This window comes from Mycobacterium attenuatum (assembly GCF_900566085.1).
Taxonomy (GTDB): Bacteria; Actinomycetota; Actinomycetes; order Mycobacteriales; family Mycobacteriaceae; genus Mycobacterium; species Mycobacterium attenuatum.
This window is the reverse complement of sequence record NZ_UPHT01000003.1, coordinates 1-18,781: the sequence shown is the minus strand read 5'-3', so window position 1 is coordinate 18,781 and position 18,781 is coordinate 1. Positions and strand designations below refer to the sequence as shown.

Below are 18,781 nucleotides of genomic sequence, written 5' to 3'. Positions count from 1 at the left end.
GGTTCGGTGGACGTGGGCTGGCGACTCTGCTCGTCGAGCAGGCCCTGGAACGGGCGCGACACGCCGAACCCGCCGTCGAAGCAAGGCGCCGGAGCCGTCGGTCAGCACGGGCGGGGAACCCTCATTGGGATCGAAGGCCGCGACGGCATACGCCGCAGCCGGCGCCGCGACTGTCGCCGGTCCGGGGGGCGCGGTCGACGGCGCCGGCGCTGAAACGGACGCCGCCGCAGAAACGGGAGCCGGGGCCATCGACGCAATGCCCACCGCCGGCCAGGCCGCCGGGTGTGCGGCTGGCGCGACAGTCCCGCCGGCAACGTCGCCCGCCGCGGCTGCGGCGGGGACTGGAACGACGAGCTGCTCGCCGACTCCGATCACTACCCGCAGGATGGCCCCCAGCAGCGGGTCGAGCAGCAGTTGGGGATAGGTGAGCGTGGCTGCTACCCAGGAAAGGGCTTGGTAGGCAACCGCGAACAAGAACGGTCCGTAGACCACCAGGGCCTGGGACGGATTTGTCATCAATAAGGTGACCAACTGCACGCTGTTGCCCACCGGGTCCTGCAGAAAGTTGATTATCGGCGCGTAGATCTGCTCGACATAGCCGATGTAGGCCTGCAGCAGCTGTGAGATCAGATCGGCAAGGTTCAGTTGACTGCCGGCGTCAGTCGCCGGCGCCAGAGCCGCCATTTGGCTGGGGTCGCCAACATGGCCTGCCCCGGATTTGAGCACCGCCGGTGACGGGGAAGTCGTAGGGACGGCGTTCGTCGCCACGCTCGAGACTGTTTGATAGGTGCTCATCGTGGCAGCGGCCTGCAGCCACATCCGGACATAATCCGCCTCGTTGAGCGCAATCGGGATGGTGTTGATTCCGAAGAAATTGGTCGCGACCAGCACACCGTGCACGACGTGGTTGGCGGACAGCTCGGCCAGCGTCGGCATGGTGGCCAGCGCCGTCGTGTAGGCCTGGGCCGCGACTTGATGCTGCACTGCAGCGCTGACGCTGGTGCCGCGGGCCCGCTCCAACCACGCCAGGTAGGGCGCGTGCGCTGCAACGTACTCTTCGGCGGTGGGGCCCTGCCACGAACCGCCCTGCACCGCGTTCAGCACACCCGCGAGTTCGGCGATCGCCGACCCGTATTCGGCGCTGAGCGCCTGGTAGGCCTCGGCGGCGGCCAACATCGACCCCGGGCCGGGCCCGCTGAACAACAGCGCCGAATGCACCTCGGGCGGCAGTGCCATCCAGACTGGCGCCGTCATGATCGGGCCCGCCTGCGGATTCCGGCGTTGAGCGCACCTAACGTCGTCATCGACTATCCCCCCGGCGCGTTACCCCCTTAACCCGGGGCGTGTCACGCCGGCTACGCGGGCAGGGGTGAGTGTTTCGCTACCTCACGCCAATTAACCCGCGGGGCGATCGGCTAAACCCTCATCTGTCCGGTTTCGCCTGAGTCGGTCGACGAATGTCCTGGGCTCAGCGGTCTTCGTCCTCGCTGGAACGCGGGCGGTTGGCATCCCGCGCGCCAAACGACGGCCGGCGTGGAGCTTGGTGTCCGTAGACCCCCTCGGGATAGGCCGTTTCGGCGTGCTGAGTCAGGTCGACACCGCTCACCTCTTCCTCGGCACTGACCCGGAAACCCATGAAGCGCTGGATAACCAGGGCCACCAGGTAGGTCACCGCAAACGCGTAGCTGCCGACCACCACCATCGCCAGAGCTTGCTTGCCCAGCTGGCCCAATCCGCCACCGTAGAACAGTCCGTTTGCGCCGTGCGTCATCACCGCGGTGGCCAGCAACCCGATCAGCAGGACACCGACGACTCCGCCCACAAAATGCACGCCCACCACGTCCAGCGAGTCGTCGTAGTTGAGCTTGAACTTCACCGTGATCGCGAAGGCACACACGATTCCGGCCATCAGACCGACGACGGCGGCGCCCAGGGTGTTCACCGTCCCACACGACGGCGTGATGGCCACCAGCCCGGCGACCACTCCGGAGGCGGCACCGAAGGTGGTCGGCTTGCCGTCACGGATCTGTTCCACGGCGAGCCATCCGAGCATGCCTAAGCAGCCAGCGACCAGGGTATTGAGGAAGATCGCCGACGCCAATCCGTTGGCCGCCAGCGCCGAACCGGCGTTGAACCCGAACCAGCCGAACCACAGCAGTCCCACACCGAGGAGCACAAACGGCAGGTTGTGCGGACGCATGGCCTCCACTTTGAAGCCGATGCGTGGACCAAGCACCAGGGCCAACGCCAGCGCCGAAGCACCCGAGACGATCTCGACGACCAATCCGCCGGCGTAATCCAGCACCCCGATCTTGGCCAGCCAGCCATTGGGCGCCCAAACCCAATGTGCGACTACGGAATAGACTGCAATCGACCACACCGGCACGAACACCATCCAGGCCGCGAACTTGGCACGGTCGGCGATGGCGCCACTGACCAGGGCAGCGGTGATGATCGCGAAGGTCAGCTGAAAGGTGGCATACAGCAGTTCGGGAACCGATCCGTGCGCGGTCTCCGGGCCGATGCCCCGCATCCCCGCATGAGCCAATCCGCCAAGGAAGCCGCCCGCGCCGCCGTCGGAGAACGCCAGGCTGTAGCCGACCAGCAGCCACGCCACCGTCACCAGCGGTATGGAAATGAAGCTCATCATGATCATGTTGAGCACACCGGTGGTGCGGACCATGCCCCCGTAGAAGATCGCCAGCCCGGGTGTCATCAGCAGCACCAGTGCGGTGCTGGCCAGCAGCCACGCGGTCGCAGCAGGATCAATGTCCAACTCTGTGGCTCCTTCGGTAGTCGTTCGATGAAAGTGCCGATTTTCGGTTTTCGGATAGACCGTAGCCGGTGCTGTCGATGACGGCCTGCGATCGTCACCATCACATCGATCCACGCGGGCACGGCGGCCGCCGCGCGACGGCCGTGTCTGACGCACTGCCCGGGCCGCCGGGAGAAGGGCGGCGTCGAACCAGGAGCGCGACCGCGATGCAGAGCGTCGGCGCGGCGAAGGCACGCTTCTGCACACCGGAATGGGTGCGAAGAAAGGCTGTTACCTGCCAGTGCGGTCACGGTGGCGGCACCCGGGCCAGCAGCAGGGGCGGCGCTTGCCTTCCTCCAGCTCCTCCCGGGTCCGGCGGATGCGGCGCTCTCGAGTCGTCACTTGCTTGGCGTCCTCGATCCAACAGATGAACTCATTGCGCGCCAACGGCGTGATGTCGTTCCAGGCAGTCAGAGCCGTGGGATTGGCGATCAACGCTTTACGCAGGTCCGCGGGCAGCTGATGCACCACCCCGCCCGGTACTCGGATGCGACTCACCCGGGCCACCTTATTTTCGGCGTTCCCGGCCAGGAATTCTCACTGAGGGGGGCGGTGATGAACCGCCGACAAGTGCGCCGTTCGACCCGCCCGGCCCAGTCCACTAACGGTGAGCAAAAGATGCGATGTCCCCAGACATCGAGAGACATCGAAACTGTGGGCGAAGGGGGACTTGAACCCCCACGTCCCGAAGGACACTGGCACCTGAAGCCAGCGCGTCTGCCATTCCGCCACTCGCCCGAAAACAACCGGAGGACCATACCACTGTAGTAGTCGCCTGTCCCACCCGCTGCCCGCAGGGTCGACCAACAACAGGAACTCCGGCCGACGAAACCCGCCCCGCCGCTGGTCCCGAGAGCTGCCCGGCGTTTTCTCAGGATTCTCACGGTGCCACTGCGTCACTGTGTCCCGATAGCATGTTTTGTGACCGCGACATGCGGGGACATGCGGGCAAGGCGTTGCCCCGCGCCGGCGATGACCAGGATTTAGTGAGGCGAGCGCTGACAAATGGGTAGCCAGAAGGGGCTCGTTCAGCGCATCGAACGCAAACTCGAGTCAACCGTCGGGGATGCGTTTGCCCGAATGTTCGGTGGATCGATCGTCCCGCAAGAGGTAGAAGCCCTGTTGCGGCGGGAAGCCGACGATGGAGTGCAGTCACTCACCGGAAACCGCCTTTTGGCGCCCAACGAGTACATCATTACCCTCAGTGTTCACGACTCGGAGAAATTGGGCGCCGACCCGGATCTCACGTCGAGGGCATTTGCTCGGTACTTGGCGGACTATATCCAAGAACAGGGGTGGCAAACGTATGGTGATGTGGTGGTCCGGTTCGAGCAATCGCCGAACCTGCATACCGGCCAGTTCCGCGCCCGCGGGACAATCAACCCCGACGTCGAGCCCCGCCCGACGGTCACCGCTTACGCCCGGCCACAATCGAACCACGCGTTTGGCGCAGAACCAGGAGTACCACCGATGACTGACAATTCGAGCTACCGCGGCGGTCAGGGGCAGGGGCCCGACGAGTACTACGACGACCGCTACGCGCGTCCGCAAGAGGAGCCACGCGGTGGCGCACCCGCCGGACCGGACCCGCGCGGTGGATATCCGCCCGAAGGGGGCGGCTACCCGCCCCAGCCCGGATACCCTCCGCCACCTCGTCAGCCGGACCAGGGCGGCTACCCCGAACAGCGCGGCTACGGCGACCAGGGCGGTTACCCCGAACAGCGCGGCTACGCGGACCAGGGCGGCTACCCGGACCAGGGCGGCTACGGCGATCAGGGCTACCCCTCGTCGTACGAGCAACGTCCGCAAACTCCCGCCGGGTACGGCGGCCCGGGCTACGACCAGGGCTACCGGCAAGGCGGCGGCTACGGCCAACCACCCGGCGGCGGATACGGCCAACCACCCGGCGGATACGGTCAACCGCCGAGCAGCTATGGCCAACCACCCGGCGGCGGGTACGGCCAACCACCCGGCGGCCAGCCTGGCTATGGCGGCTACGGCGACTATGGACGTGAACCCGCGCGCCAGGACGAGGGCGGCTACGGCGTCCCGCCGGCCGCACCCCAGGCACCGCCGGAACCGCAGCGGCCGGCATATCCCGACCAGGGTGCCGGCTACGAGCAAGCCGGCTACGACCAGGGTTATCAGCAGGGCGGCGGCTGCGGCCGTCAGGAATACGGATCTGGCGACTACACCCAGTACGCCGAAACCTCGGCCCCCGGCGGCTACCCCGCTCAGGGCGGCTATGCCGAACCGGCCGCTCGCGACTACGACTATGGCCAGGAATACGGCCAAGCAGCTCCCGAATACGGCCAGGCAGCTCCCGAATACGGCCAGGCAGCTCCCGACTATGGCCAGCAGGCGGGCGGTTACGGCGGTTACGGGCAGGGCGGCTACGGGTCGCACGCAACCACGGTGACCCTGCAGCTCGACGACGGCAGCGGCCGCACCTACCAGCTTCGCGACGGCTCCAACATCATCGGACGCGGCCAGGACGCCCAGTTCCGGTTGCCGGACACCGGCGTCTCGCGCCGGCACTTGGAGATCCGTTGGGACGGACAAGTCGCGCTGCTCACCGACCTGAACTCCACCAACGGCACGACGGTCAACAACGCACCGGTACAGGAGTGGCAATTGGCCGACGGCGACGTGATTCGCCTGGGCCATTCCGAGATCATCGTCCGCATCCACTGAACCCGGTGGGCACAATGCTGCCTCGGTTGACCTCGCTGCACCCGCCTTCCCAGTATCGTGACTTTGCTGAACTTCTCGGCATCACCGGCGCGCGGGCGGCAGCGCCAGGACGGAAAGGACGCCAGATGCAGGGGTTGGTACTGCAACTGACGCGTGCCGGATTTTTGATGCTGCTATGGCTATTCATCTGGTCGGTGCTGCGGGTGCTGCGCACCGATATCTATGCACCCACCGGCGCCGTGATGGTGCGCCGCGGGCTGGCGTTGCGCGGCACGCTATTGCCGTCGCGGCAACGCAGGCAGACGGCCCGCTACTTGGTTGTCACCGAGGGTGCGCTGGCGGGCGCGCGCATCACGTTGAGCGGGCAGCCGGTGTTGATCGGACGCGCTGACGACTCCACCCTGGTATTGACCGACGATTACGCCTCGACACGGCACGCCAGGCTCTCTCAGCGGGGATCGGAATGGTACGTCGAGGACTTAGGATCGACCAACGGCACTTACCTTGACAGGGCAAAGGTGACGACTGCGGTACGAGTTCCGATTGGGGTGCCGGTTCGAATCGGCAAGACGGCAATCGAGTTGCGCCCGTGACCCGCGCCCACGACGACGCAGTGGGGGCACTGGGGACCTGCCCTCACAAGTGGGAGATACCCCCACCCGCTAGCGGGAGAGAGCGGCGCTCGTGACCCTGGTCCTGCGATATGCGGCCCGCAGCGATCGCGGCCTGGTACGCGCCAACAACGAAGACTCCGTCTACGCCGGCGCGCGGCTGCTGGCGCTGGCCGACGGCATGGGCGGACACGCCGCCGGCGAGGTGGCGTCCCAACTGGTCATCGCGGCATTGGCCCATCTCGACGACGACGAGCCCGGTGGTGACCTGCTCGGCAAGCTCGAGGCCGCGGTTCGCGCAGGCAACTCGGCCATCGCCGCCCAGGTCGAGATGGAGCCCGACCTCGAAGGCATGGGTACCACCCTCACCGCGATCCTCTTCGACGGCAACCGGCTCGGTCTGGTACATATCGGAGACTCGCGCGGCTATCTGTTGCGCGACGGTGAGCTGACCCAGATCACCAAGGACGACACGTTCGTCCAAACGCTGGTCGATGAGAATCGGATTACGCCCGAAGAGGCGCACAGCCACCCGCAGCGCTCGTTGATCATGAAGGCGCTGACCGGCCACGAAGTCGAACCCACGCTGACCATGCGCGAAGTACGAGCCGGTGATCGCTACCTGCTGTGCTCCGACGGGCTGTCCGACCCGGTCAGCGACGAGACGATTCACGAGGCGCTGAAGATCCCCGACGTCGCCGAAAGCGCCTACCGCCTTATCGAACTCGCGCTGCGCGGCGGCGGCCCCGACAACGTGACTGTGGTGGTTGCCGACGTCGTCGACTACGAATATGGCCAGACCCAGCCGATTCTGGCGGGAGCCGTATCCGGTGACGACGACCAGCTGACCCTACCGAACACGGCCGCCGGACGAGCCTCGGCGATCACCCCCCGCAAGGAAGCCGTCAAACGGGTTCCGCCGTCGGCCGAGACCTTCCAACGCCACCGCTGGTCGCGCCGCCGGATCATGCTTGTCGCGATGCTGGCGGCAGTCCTGGTTGTCGCGGCCCTGTTTATCGGTCGCGCGATCATCCGCAACAACTATTACGTCGCCGAATACAACGGCACCGTGTCGATCATGCGCGGCGTCCAGGGATCGCTGCTGGGCATGCCCCTGCATGAGCCGTATCTGATGGGCTGTTTGAACGCGCGCAATGACCTGTCGCAGATCAGCTACAGCCAATCTATGGATCACCTCGACTGCCACCTGATGAAGTTGGAGGACCTGCGTCCGTCCGAGCGTGCACAGGTGCAGGCCGGACTTCCCACCGGCTCGCTCGATGGCGCCATCACGCAGCTGCGTGAGCTGGCCGCCAACTCACTGCTGCCGCCGTGCCCGCCGCCTCGCGCCACGTCGCCACCCGGATCGCCACCCGGGTCGACGTCCGGGCCACCCACCTCGACCACCGCCAGCAGCACACCGGAACCAACCGTCACCTCCTCGCCAGCATCCCCAACCACCACTTCCTCCGCCGGGGCCCCAACCACCACTTCGGGAAGCCCCAACCATGCGAGCACTTCTCCGACAGCGCCCGCGTCACCGTCGACGACATCGCCGACAGTCACCGCGCTCCCGCCACCTCCTCCTCAGCCGGGCATTGACTGCCGGGCGGCGGCATGACGACACCCCTGCAGGCGCCGGTGACGGTGACGCCCCCGTTGCCGACCCGGCGCAACGCCGAGCTGCTGCTGTTGTGCTTCGCCGCGTTGGTCACCGTCGCCGCGCTACTCATCGTGGAAGCCAACCAGGACCGCAGTCTCCATTGGGATTTGGCCAGCTACGGGCTGGCCTTTCTCACGCTGTTCGGAGTCGCCCACCTGGCGATCAGACGCTCCGCCCCGTTCACCGACCCCCTGCTGCTGCCGGTAGTGGCGCTGCTCAACGGACTGGGCCTGGTGATGATCCACCGGCTCGATCTCGTCGACGACGAGGTCGGCCACCACACCCATCCCAGCGCAAACCAGCAGATGCTGTGGACACTCGTCGGCGTGATCTCGTTCGCGCTGGTCGTGACCTTTCTCAAGGATCACCGCCAGCTCGCCCGCTACGGCTACACCTGCGGGTTCGCCGGTCTGGTCATGCTCGCCATACCCGCACTGTTGCCCGCGCGGTGGTCCGAGCAGAACGGAGCCAAGATCTGGATCCGGTTGCCCGGCTTCTCGATTCAGCCAGCCGAATTCTCCAAGATCTTGCTGCTGATCTTTTTTTCCGCGGTGCTGGTCGCCAAGCGGCGCCTGTTCACCAGCGCCGGCAAGCATCTGATGGGCATGAACCTGCCGCGCCCCCGTGACCTGGCGCCGCTGCTCGCGGCCTGGGTGATCTCGGTGGGGGTCATGGTCTTCGAGAAGGACCTCGGCACGTCGCTGTTGTTGTATGCGTCGTTTTTGGTGGTTGTCTACCTGGCCACCCAGAAGTTCAGCTGGGTCGTCATCGGCCTGGCGCTGTTCGCGGCGGGAAGCGTCGTGGCCTACTTCGTCTTCAGCCACGTCCGTGTTCGGGTGCAGACCTGGTGGGATCCGTTCGCCGACCCCGAGGGCAGCGGATACCAGATGGTCCAGTCGCTTTTCAGCTTCGCCACCGGTGGCATCTTCGGCACGGGACTCGGCAATGGCCAGCCCGACACCGTGCCTGCGGCATCGACCGACTTCATCATCGCCGCCTTCGGTGAGGAGCTCGGCTTGGTCGGCTTGGCCGCCATCTTGATGCTCTACACGATTGTCATCATCCGGGGCCTGCGCACCGCGATCGCCACCCGCGACAGCTTCGGCAAACTGCTGGCCGCCGGCCTGGCGTCGACGCTGGCCATCCAGTTGTTCATCGTGGTCGGCGGCGTGACCAAACTCATTCCGCTGACCGGGCTGACCACGCCGTGGATGTCCTACGGTGGATCGTCGCTGCTGGCCAACTATGTGCTGCTGGCAATTTTGGCCCGCATCTCGCACGGCGCCCGTCGTCCGCTGCGCACCCGCGCCCGAAGTACGACGCCGATCGCGGCGGCCGGTACCGAGGTGATCGAGCGGGTATGAACGCCTCTCTGCGCCGGATCTCGGTGACCGTGATGGCGTTGATCGTGCTGCTGCTGCTCAACGCCACGATGACGCAGGTCTTCACCGCCGACGGGTTGCGCGCCGATCCGCGCAATCAGCGCGTCCTGCTCGACGAGTATTCACGCCAACGCGGTCAGATCACCGCGGGCGGGCAGCTGCTGGCCTACTCGGTGGCGACCGACAGCCGGTTCCGCTTCCTGCGGGTCTATCCCAACCCCGAGGTGTACGCGCCGGTCACCGGCTTCTACTCGCTGCGCTATTCGAGTACCGGTCTGGAGCGTGCCGAAGACCCGCTACTGAACGGGTCGGACGAGCGGTTGTTCGGCAGGCGGTTGGCAGACTTCTTCACCGGTCGCGACCCGCGCGGCGGGAATGTCGACACTACGATCAACCCGCGCGTTCAGCAGGCGGGCTGGGACGCCATGCAGCAAGGCTGCGCCGGCCCTTGCAAGGGCGCGATCGTGGCGCTGGAACCGTCGACCGGCAAGATCCTGGCGCTGGTGTCGACGCCGTCCTACGACCCCAATCTGCTCGCGTCGCACGATCCCGAGGTACAGGCGCAAGCCTGGCAGGGGCTTCGCGACAGCCCCGATTCGCCGCTGACCAACCGCGCCATCGCTGAAACCTACCCGCCGGGCTCCACGTTCAAAGTGATCACCACCGCGGCCGCGCTGCAGGCCGGAGCCACCGACACCGAGCAGCTGACTGCGGCTGCCGAGATTCCGCTGCCCGGAAGCACGGCCACCTTGGAGAACTACGGCGGTGCGCCGTGCGGCGCTGAGCCGACGGTGCCGCTAAGCGTGGCCTTCGCCAAGTCGTGCAACACCGCGTTCGTCCAGTTGGGCATTCTTACCGGTGCAGACGCCCTGCGCAGCACGGCGCAGGCGTTCGGCTTGGACACTTCGCCGAATCCGATACCACTGCAGGTCGCCGAATCGACCGTCGGGCCGATCTCCGACACCGCCGCATTAGGTATGACCAGTATCGGGCAGAAGGACGTGGCACTGACCCCGCTGCAGAATGCGGAGATCGCAGCGACCATTGCCAATGGCGGGATTACCATGCGGCCCTACCTGGTGGACAGCCTGCGGGGGCCCGACCTGGCCAACATCAGCACCACTGCGCCATATCAACAGCGGCGCGCGGTGTCGCCGCAGGTCGCCGCTAAGCTAACAGAGCTGATGGTCGGCGCCGAGAAAGTCACACAGCAGAAAGGGGCCATCCCCGGCGTGCAGATCGCATCCAAGACGGGTACCGCAGAGCACGGCACAGACCCCCGTCATACTCCACCCCATGCGTGGTACATCGCCTTCGCGCCGGCACAGGCGCCCAAGGTTGCCATCGCGGTGCTGGTGGAGAACGGGGGCGATCGCCTGTCCGCGACCGGTGGCGCGCTCGCCGCGCCGATCGGACGGGCCGTGATCGAAGCTGCGCTGCAGGGGGGCACATGAGCCACCACCGGCGGAATGCGCGAGGACCGGAGCGAGCGGGGGTCAACGCATGAGTCCCCGAGTTGGTATGACGCTGTCCGGCCGCTACCGTCTGCAGCGGCTCATCGCTACCGGCGGCATGGGCCAGGTATGGGAAGCGGTCGACAGCCGGCTGGGCCGGCGGGTGGCCGTCAAGGTGCTCAAGAACGAGTTTTCCTCCGACCCGGAGTTCATCGAACGGTTCCGGGCCGAGGCACGTACGACGGCGATGCTGAACCACCCGGGGATCGCTGCGGTCCACGACTACGGCGAGAGCCAGATGGACGGCGAAGGCCGCACGGCGTACCTGGTGATGGAGCTCGTCAACGGCGAGCCGCTGAACTCGGTGCTCAAGCGCACCGGCCGGCTATCGCTGCGGCATGCCCTGGACATGCTCGAACAGACTGGCCGCGCCCTTCAGGTTGCGCACGCAGCCGGACTGGTGCACCGCGACGTCAAGCCGGGCAACATCTTGATCACGCCCACCGGCCAGGTGAAGATCACCGACTTCGGGATCGCCAAGGCCGTCGACGCGGCACCGGTGACCCAGACCGGGATGGTGATGGGCACCGCCCAATACATCGCGCCCGAGCAGGCCCTGGGTCACGACGCGACCCCTGCCAGCGACGTGTACTCGCTGGGAGTTGTTGGCTACGAAGCGGTCTCGGGTAAGCGGCCGTTCATCGGTGACGGCGCCCTGACGGTGGCGATGAAACACATCAAAGAACCGCCCCCGCCGCTGCCGGCCGAACTGCCGCCCAACGTACGAGAACTCATCGAGATCACGCTGGTGAAGAACCCCCAGATGCGCTATCGCAGTGGGGGGCCGTTCGCCGACGCCGTTGGCGCGGTTCGGGCCGGCCGGCGACCGCCCAGGCCCAGCCAGTCGCCACCGCCCGGGCGTGCTGCGCCGGCGGCGATTCCGTCGAGCGCGCCGGCCCGGATCGCGGGCAGCCCCACCAGCCGGGCCGCCGCGCCGCGGCGCTCCCGCCCCGCGACCGGCGGACACCGGCCGCCGGCGCGGCGCACCTTCTCCTCGGGTCAGCGGGCGCTGTTGTGGGCCGCGGGTGTGCTCGGGGCGCTGGCCATCATCATCGCAGTGCTCATCGTGATCAATTCGCATGGCGACAGCCAGCCACAGCTACCGCCCCCGACCGTGACCGATACCGGGAGCCCGTCGGCCCGCCAGACGCCGACCGGTCAGGGCCTGCGACTCGGCGGGATGGATCGTGCGGAAATCGGCCAGAAGGCCCCGCTGGGGCCGAATGACCGCGCGTCGCTGGATCGATACGAGACATCGCAATGACCACCCCTCGCCACCTTTCCGACCGCTACGAACTGGGCGACATCCTCGGATTCGGGGGAATGTCCGAAGTGCATCTGGCGCGGGATCTGCGCTTGCACCGAGACGTGGCGGTCAAGGTGTTGCGCGCCGATCTGGCCCGCGACCCCAGTTTCTACCTGCGCTTCCGGCGTGAGGCACAAAACGCGGCGGCGTTGAACCACCCGGCGATCGTGGCGGTATACGACACCGGCGAAGCCGAGACATCCGCCGGTCCGCTGCCCTACATCGTGATGGAGTACGTCGACGGCGTCACTCTGCGAGACATCGTGCACACCGAAGGACCGATGCCGCCGAAGCGGGCCATCGAGGTGATCGCCGATGCCTGCCAGGCGCTGAACTTCAGCCATCAGAACGGCATCATCCATCGGGACGTCAAGCCGGCCAACATCATGATCAGCTCGACCAATGCGGTGAAGGTGATGGACTTCGGCATTGCCAGGGCAATCGCCGACAGCGGCAACAGCGTCACCCAGACGGCCGCGGTGATCGGGACGGCGCAGTATCTGTCCCCCGAACAGGCACGCGGTGACGCGGTGGATGCGCGATCCGATGTCTATTCGTTGGGATGTGTGCTCTACGAGATCCTGACCGGCGAGCCGCCGTTCACCGGGGACTCCCCCGTGGCGGTGGCCTACCAGCATGTCCGGGAAGACCCCATCCCACCGTCGGAGCGCCACGAGGGCATCTCTGCCGACCTGGACGCGGTGGTCCTCAAGGCGCTGGCCAAGAACCCCGAAAACCGCTATCAAACCGCAGCGGAAATGCGCGCCGACCTGGTCCGGGTGCACAACGGTGAGCCACCCGAGGCACCCAAAGTGCTCAGCGGCGCCGAACGGCGCTCGTTGTTGGCCGCCACTCCCGGCACTCCCGCGAGCCCGCGTACCGATCCGCTGCCTCGCCAGTTCCTCGACGCCACCGATCGCGACCGCACCACCCCTTCGGTGGGCCGCTGGGTCGCCGTGGTCGCGGTGCTGGCGGTGCTCACGATCGTCGTCACCATCGCCATCAACACCTTCGGCGGCAATACCCGCAAGGTCCAGGTGCCCGATGTGCGTGGCCAGGCATCCGCCGACGCCATTGCGGCACTGCAAAACCGCGGCTTCAAGACCCGTACGCTGCAGAAGCCGGACTCAACGATCCCGCCCGACCACGTCATCGGGACCGACCCTGCCGCCAACGCCTCGGTGGGTGCGGGCGCCGAGATCACCATCAACGTCTCCACCGGTCCCGAGCAGCGTGAGCTACCCGATGTCTCGTCGCTGACCTATTCCGAAGCGGTCAAGAAGCTGACCGCCGCCGGGTTCAGCAAGTTCAAGCAGGCCGCCTCGCCATCGACGCCCGAGATGGCGGGCCGGGTCATCGGGACCAACCCGCCGGCGAACCAGACTTCTGCGATCACCAACGTGATCACGATCATCGTCGGCTCCGGACCCGAGACCAAACAGATTCCCGATGTCGCGGGTCAAACCGCCGACCTGGCGCAGAAGAACCTCACCGTCTACGGGTTCACCAAGTTCAGCCAGGCCCAAGTCGACAGCCCGAAGCCGGCGGGTGATGTGGTCGCCACCAACCCGCCCGCGGGCACCACCGTTCCGGTCGACTCGGTGATCGAACTACAAGTGTCCAAGGGCAACCAGTTCGTCATGCCCGACCTGTCGGGCATGTTCTGGACCGATGCCGAACCTCGGTTGCGCGCCCTGGGCTGGACCGGGGTGCTGGACAAGGGGCCCGACGTCGACGCCGGCGGTTCCCAGCACAACCGGGTCGTCTACCAGAGCCCGCCGGCCGGCTCCGGTGTCAACCGCGACGGCATCATCACGCTGAAGTTCGGTCAGTAGCCCCAGCTGCTGGGCCGGCTCCGGTGGTCGGCAGGTGCGGCCGCACGGCGGTGAGTACTTCGTTTTCCAGGCGGCGCACCAGGGTATCGTCACGCGCCCATCCGCAGTAGGTCAACCAGTTAGCCAGCATCCGGTGTCCGCCCTCGGTCAGGATCGACTCGGGATGGAATTGGACACCGTGAATCGGCAGTTCGCGGTGCCGCACGCCCATGATCACTCCGCTGCGGGTATGGGCGGTGACCTCCAGCTCAGCCGGCAGCGACTCCGGCAGGATGGTCAGCGAATGATACCGCGTTGCCGTAAACGGATCCGGAAGACCTTGCAGCACACCAACATTCGCGTGGTACACGCTGCTGGTCTTGCCGTGTAGCAGCTCAGGCGCGCGGTCGACGGTGGCACCGAAAGCCACGCCGATGGCCTGATGTCCCAGGCACACGCCCAGCAGCGGGGTTCGCGCCGTGGCGCATGCCGCGACCATGCCTATCGATGCGCCCGCGCGTTCGGGCGTGCCCGGGCCGGGGCTCAGCAGCACACCGGCGAAGTGGGTGGCGACGGCGGTCACGTCCGACAGCCGGGCGTCGTCGTTGCGCCACACATCCGCCTCGACGCCCAATTGGCCCAGATACTGGACCAGGTTGAACACGAAGCTGTCGTAGTTGTCGACGACCAGAATCCGCATCGTGACAGGTTACCGTCCGGCCTCAGTAACCAACCGGACCCAGCGGCTGCGCGTAATGCGTCCGGACCGGTTCGGAATGTCCGACGACCTGTACATCGGCCTTGACTTCTTCGTGGTAGCCCAACCCAAACCGGACCACGTACTGCTTGTAGAGGGTCACCAGCGGCGCCGCGGCCAGCGCCGCTTGCATCGCCGCGGGGTTGCCGATCGCGGTGATCGTGTAGGGCGGGCTGTAGGTGCGTCCGTTGAGCAACAAGGTGTTCCCAACGCATCGCACCACCGAGGTCGCGATGATGCGCTGGTCTTGCATCTGAACCGCCTCCGCTCCGGCGCTCCACACCGCGTTGAAGACCGCATCGATGTCCTGCTGGTGTACTACCAGGTCGTCGGGGGAGGCGTCGCGGGGAAAGCGGCCGTGGGCATCGCGCTGCGCGTCGTTGAGCGTCACCACCAGTCCGGGGCCGTGTACCGGGTCCATGCCCGCCTCTGGGGCCAGTTCGGCGGCTCGCCTGAGCATTGCCGCCAATGCGGTATCCGATGACGGGGCGTGTGTCGCGTCGATCCGTTTGGTCAGGGCATCGCGCTGGGCATCCAGCCGGTTCACCGACGACTGAGCGTGACGGACCAGGTCCACCAGCCGCGGCGCGTCGCTGCGGCGGATCTCCGTGCCCCCGGAGACCCCATGCGTCGCGGCCAGCAACACGCCGGCGAACAGGCAGACCAGCGGAACGCCGAAGCGCCATGGCGAGCGGCGCTCATCGCTCATCACGTCTCCGTTTCCTGGTCGCGGGGGCGGTTGGGTTAGTCTCGTAGCCAAGCTTTTGCTGCAACTAGCAAGCGCAATCGTTGCACTTTGTCCGCTCACCGTGTTGTTGAGGTATCCCGAGGTATTACATGCCCAAGTCGAAGGTCCGCAAGAAGAACGACTTCACCGTCAAGCCGGTGAGCCGCACGCCCGTGAAAGTGAAGGTCGGACCGTCCAGTGTCTGGTTCGTCTCCTTGTTCATCGGGTTGATGCTGATCGGGCTCGTCTGGTTGATGGTGTTTCAGTTGGCGGCCCTGGGTAGTCAGGCCCCCAAGGCGCTGCAGTGGATGGCGGATCTGGGCCCGTGGAACTACGCGATCGCGTTCGCTTTCATGATCACCGGTTTGTTGCTCACGATGCGGTGGCACTGAGCCTCAACGCATGCGAAATGAATTCATTTAATGAGGGGTTCGTTACTGATCCAGCAACCTCGGGAGCGGTCAATCACACGGATGTGATTTATCCCCACTGTTGATAGCGTCTGTGGATAACTGGATCTGCGGTGGTCGGAGGGTCTGGATAGCGCATGCAGCAAACACGGTGGGCGCCTCCGGCGGCAGGAATCGCTGGCTGCGGGGTCGCAGGCGTATTGATGGCTATCGGGTCTGTGACCTTGGTCACAGACCCGCCGGGGCGCGTGCTGGCCGGCGTTGCCGCACTGGGTTTGATCTTGTTTGCGGGCGTTTCCTGGCGGGCACGGCCGAAGCTGGCAATCACCGGTGACGGTCTGGCGATTCGGGGGTGGCTCCGGACGCAGTTATTGCGGCGTCCCGACATCAAGATCATCCGGATCTCCGAGTTCCGGCGTTACGCGCGCAGCGTTCGGCTCCTCGAGATCGAGACGGTCGACGAACGGCTGTTCATCTTGTCCCATTGGGACCTCGGGACCAACCCGCTGAACGTGCTCGATGCCCTGACCGCGGCCGGCTACGCCGGCCCGCGACGACGCGAATAACCGCGGCGCTTCAGGAGATGGTGATCGACTCGATCACCACCGGGTCGGCAGGCCGGTCATTGCCGTCGGTCGGCGTTGTGGCAATGGCGTCGACGACACGCTGGGACTCCGGATCGGTCACTTCGCCGAAGATCGTGTGACGCCGGTTCAGATGCGGAGTGTTGACGACGGTGATGAAGAACTGTGAGCCGTTGGTGCCCGGCCCGGCGTTGGCCATCGCGAGCAGGTAGGGCTTGTCGAATTGCAGTTCGGGGTGGAACTCGTCGGCGAACTTGTAGCCCGGCCCGCCGCGGCCGGTCCCGGTCGGGTCACCGCCTTGGATCATGAAGCCGTTGATTACCCGGTGAAAGACTGCGCCGTCGTAAAACGGGCCGGAGGTGCCGCCGGACGCGTTTTGGGTCGAGTAATCCTTGGTGCCTTGCGCCAGGCCGACGAAGTTGGCGACGGTCTTGGGCGCGTGGTTTCCGAACAAGGCGACCTTGATGTCTCCGCGGTTGGTGTGCAGCGTGGCGGTGGCAGTCTGAAACGGGCTGTTAGTCACGGGATCACAGTCTGCCATTACGCGCGGGCGCGACCGCATCCGGTGTCACCCGACGCGAATGGCGGCGGTATTGAGGCAATAGGCCCGCGGACGTCGTTGTGGTGGCAGTCTGTGGGGGTATCGCAGCGGCTCTGGGCTAGGGAATCGACCAGCCAGATACCAGAAAGGCGGCAGATGAGCGAGAAGGTGGATACCCGGTTGAGTCCGCGGGAGCGGCTGACCCGCGGCCTGACCTATTCGGCGGTGGGCCCGGTGGACGTGACCCGTGGCGTCGTCGGGCTCGGCGTACAGTCCGCGCAATCGACCGCCTCGGAACTGCGTCGCCGGTACCGCGAAGGCCGGCTGGCCCGCGAGATCGCCGCTGCCCAACAAACGCTTGCCCAGGAACTGGCCGCCGCCCAGGAAGTGGTGGCCACCCTGCCCCAGGTACTTCAGGAAGCGCGCCGGTCCCAGCGGCGCAGCAAGAAACGGGTGTGGGTGATCGCCGGAGCGGCCACTGTCGTCGTCGTGGCCGGTGGCGCGGTGGCATTCAGCATCGTGCGGCGCTCGTCGCGCCCGGAGCCCTCGCCCCGCCCGCCCAGTGTGGACGTTTAGCCGCGCCCGTAGGGCGCTCGGGGCCCGCCCGTGCCATGTCGTTGATTGCGCTCGAAGAGCATTACGCATGGGATCCGATCAGCGCCGACAATGCCGTCGGCAGCTGGCTTCGGCTGCACAACCGCACCGCATACGAGCGGCTTTACGACCGGGGACCGTTGCGGCTAGAGCAGATGGACGCCGCAGGAATCGACTTTCAGATCCTTTCGCTGTTCGACCCCGGGGTTCAGGCCGACCGCGACGTCCAGCGGGCGGTCGATGCTGCGCGTCGGGCCAATGACGACTTGGCCGAGACGATTACCGCGATGCCGGACCGATTCGGGGCGTTTGCCACTCTGGCGCCTCAGGATCCGACGGCGGCCGCGGCCGAATTGACCCGCGCGGTAACCGAATTGGGCTTCGTCGGCGGCCTGGTCAACGGGCACACCCATGGACGCTATCTGGACGACGCGGCCTACTACGGGCTGTTCGAAACCGCCGAGGCGCTGCAGGCGCCGATTTATCTGCACCCGACCACACCGCACCCCGCGGTGATGGAGGCCTGGTTCAAGCCGTATCTCGGTGCCGGTCTACACCTGGCGTCATGGGGCTTCGGCGTGGAGACCGGCACCCATGCGCTGAGGCTGATCTACTCGGGTCTGTTCGACCGCTTCCCGCGGCTGCAGATGATCCTGGGCCACCTGGGCGAGATGCTGCCGTTCGCCGCCCACCGGATCGACCGCTACTACGGCCTTGCCGGCGATCTTGATGCCGGCCACAAGCTGCTCCGGTTGCCGTCGGAATATCTGCGCTCGAACTTCTATGTGACGACCAGCGGCAACTTCTCGGCGCCGGCCTTTGCTTGCACACTGGAAGTCATGTCGGCCGAGCGGGTGATGTTCTCGGTCGATTATCCGATGGACGACAATATTGCCGGCGCGAAGTTTCTCGCCGGCTTCCCGTTCGACGACGAGCTTCGGCGCAAGGTCGCGTCCGGCAACGCACGGCGGTTGTTCAAGGACAGGATCCCGGCGCCTTAGTGCTAGCCGGCGACGCAGCATTCGACTTGGTGGAGCCTAGGGTGTCTGGGTTCATGACATAGGTGACACATGAGTCGCGTCATAGGTGACACCTGCAATGACCCTCGATGAGTCGGGTCATAGGTGACAGTCGTGATTCATGTCCAAAGCGCGTGTGGTCGTCCTTGAAGTCACCAGCGGCCACCTCTCAGTGACGGCTGCAGCCCGTGCCTACGGACTGTCCCGGCAACACATCTACCGTCTGCTCCAGCGCTACCAGCTCGGCGGCCTCGACGCCGTCGAGGCACGCTCGCGGCGGCCCGCCAGCAACCCCCGCGCGGTCACCGACGAGGTCATCGCCGCAATCGTGCTCTTGCGTGAACAACTCA

The 18,781-nt window shown here is 66.2% G+C and carries 18 protein-coding genes and 1 tRNA gene; 12 read left to right on the top strand and 7 right to left on the bottom strand.

What is annotated here, in order from left to right; genetic code table 11:
- The 4 genes from EET13_RS00315 to EET13_RS00300 form a co-directional block, all read right to left on the bottom strand.
- On the bottom strand, window positions 1–1,254 hold a 1,254-nt coding region (locus tag EET13_RS00315; protein ID WP_136623071.1), incomplete at its 3' end, for a PPE family protein.
- A 214-nt stretch (window positions 1,255–1,468) separates the two neighbouring features.
- On the bottom strand, window positions 1,469–2,776 hold the full coding sequence (locus EET13_RS00310) for an ammonium transporter (RefSeq protein ID WP_122440403.1): 1,308 nt from the start codon (window positions 2,774–2,776) through the stop codon (window positions 1,469–1,471).
- 270 nt (window positions 2,777–3,046) lie between these two features.
- Window positions 3,047–3,313 (bottom strand): YdeI/OmpD-associated family protein, encoded by a 267-nt coding sequence (locus tag EET13_RS00305; protein ID WP_122440402.1) that lies wholly within the window; start codon window positions 3,311–3,313, stop codon window positions 3,047–3,049.
- Between the two features lie 157 nt (window positions 3,314–3,470).
- A tRNA-Leu gene (locus EET13_RS00300) sits at window positions 3,471–3,553 on the bottom strand.
- Between the two features lie 267 nt (window positions 3,554–3,820).
- On the opposite strand from EET13_RS00300, the gene EET13_RS00295 reads away from it, so the two are divergent.
- From EET13_RS00295 to pknB, 7 genes are all read left to right on the top strand, one after another.
- Entirely contained in the window at window positions 3,821–5,509 is a 1,689-nt protein-coding gene (locus tag EET13_RS00295; protein ID WP_122440401.1) for an FHA domain-containing protein, read from the top strand.
- 125 nt (window positions 5,510–5,634) lie between these two features.
- Window positions 5,635–6,102 (top strand): FHA domain-containing protein FhaB/FipA, encoded by a 468-nt coding sequence (locus tag EET13_RS00290; protein WP_023369070.1) that lies wholly within the window; start codon window positions 5,635–5,637, stop codon window positions 6,100–6,102.
- Between the two features lie 91 nt (window positions 6,103–6,193).
- A complete protein-coding gene (locus EET13_RS00285; RefSeq protein ID WP_122440400.1) occupies window positions 6,194–7,741 on the top strand; it encodes a PP2C family protein-serine/threonine phosphatase in 1,548 nt (515 codons plus the stop codon).
- Window positions 7,738–9,147, top strand: coding sequence for an FtsW/RodA/SpoVE family cell cycle protein (locus EET13_RS00280; protein WP_122440399.1), 1,410 nt, complete (start codon window positions 7,738–7,740; stop codon window positions 9,145–9,147). Before EET13_RS00285 ends, EET13_RS00280 begins: the two co-directional genes overlap by 4 nt.
- A complete protein-coding gene (pbpA, locus tag EET13_RS00275; RefSeq protein ID WP_122440398.1) occupies window positions 9,144–10,619 on the top strand; it encodes a D,D-transpeptidase PbpA in 1,476 nt (491 codons plus the stop codon). The genes EET13_RS00280 and pbpA overlap by 4 nt, the downstream gene beginning before the upstream one ends.
- Before the next feature lie 49 nt (window positions 10,620–10,668).
- Window positions 10,669–11,943, top strand: a complete 1,275-nt coding sequence (locus tag EET13_RS00270; protein ID WP_122440397.1) for a serine/threonine-protein kinase — start codon at window positions 10,669–10,671, stop codon at window positions 11,941–11,943.
- The gene (pknB, locus tag EET13_RS00265; RefSeq protein ID WP_122440396.1) at window positions 11,940–13,820 is read left to right on the top strand and encodes a Stk1 family PASTA domain-containing Ser/Thr kinase; all 1,881 of its coding nucleotides are present in this window, start codon (window positions 11,940–11,942) and stop codon (window positions 13,818–13,820) included. Before EET13_RS00270 ends, pknB begins: the two co-directional genes overlap by 4 nt.
- Here the strand turns inward: pknB and EET13_RS00260 are convergent.
- Window positions 13,798–14,499, bottom strand: coding sequence for an aminodeoxychorismate/anthranilate synthase component II (locus EET13_RS00260; protein WP_122440395.1), 702 nt, complete (start codon window positions 14,497–14,499; stop codon window positions 13,798–13,800). The two genes, pknB and EET13_RS00260, sit on opposite strands and share 23 nt — an antisense overlap.
- A gap of 22 nt (window positions 14,500–14,521) precedes the next feature.
- The gene (locus tag EET13_RS00255; protein WP_122440394.1) at window positions 14,522–15,265 is read right to left on the bottom strand and encodes a DUF881 domain-containing protein; all 744 of its coding nucleotides are present in this window, start codon (window positions 15,263–15,265) and stop codon (window positions 14,522–14,524) included.
- A 128-nt stretch (window positions 15,266–15,393) separates the two neighbouring features.
- On the opposite strand from EET13_RS00255, the gene crgA reads away from it, so the two are divergent.
- The gene (gene crgA, locus EET13_RS00250; protein ID WP_023369055.1) at window positions 15,394–15,675 is read left to right on the top strand and encodes a cell division protein CrgA; all 282 of its coding nucleotides are present in this window, start codon (window positions 15,394–15,396) and stop codon (window positions 15,673–15,675) included.
- Between the two features lie 155 nt (window positions 15,676–15,830).
- The gene (locus tag EET13_RS00245; protein ID WP_122440393.1) at window positions 15,831–16,259 is read left to right on the top strand and encodes a PH domain-containing protein; all 429 of its coding nucleotides are present in this window, start codon (window positions 15,831–15,833) and stop codon (window positions 16,257–16,259) included.
- A 10-nt stretch (window positions 16,260–16,269) separates the two neighbouring features.
- On the opposite strand, the gene EET13_RS00240 is transcribed toward EET13_RS00245, so the two are convergent.
- Window positions 16,270–16,818 carry a peptidylprolyl isomerase gene (locus EET13_RS00240; RefSeq protein ID WP_122440392.1) on the bottom strand — a complete coding sequence of 183 codons (549 nt, stop codon included), beginning with the start codon at window positions 16,816–16,818 and terminating at the stop codon, window positions 16,270–16,272.
- Window positions 16,819–16,974: 156 nt separating this feature from the next.
- On the opposite strand from EET13_RS00240, the gene cwsA reads away from it, so the two are divergent.
- The 3 genes from cwsA to EET13_RS00225 all read left to right on the top strand — a co-directional run.
- Window positions 16,975–17,394, top strand: a complete 420-nt coding sequence (gene cwsA, locus EET13_RS00235; RefSeq protein WP_122440391.1) for a cell wall synthesis protein CwsA — start codon at window positions 16,975–16,977, stop codon at window positions 17,392–17,394.
- Window positions 17,395–17,429: 35 nt separating this feature from the next.
- Entirely contained in the window at window positions 17,430–18,413 is a 984-nt protein-coding gene (locus EET13_RS00230; RefSeq protein ID WP_122440390.1) for an amidohydrolase family protein, read from the top strand.
- A 139-nt stretch (window positions 18,414–18,552) separates the two neighbouring features.
- Window positions 18,553–18,781: helix-turn-helix domain-containing protein (locus EET13_RS00225; RefSeq protein WP_136623070.1), on the top strand; the 229-nt coding region annotated here is incomplete at its 3' end.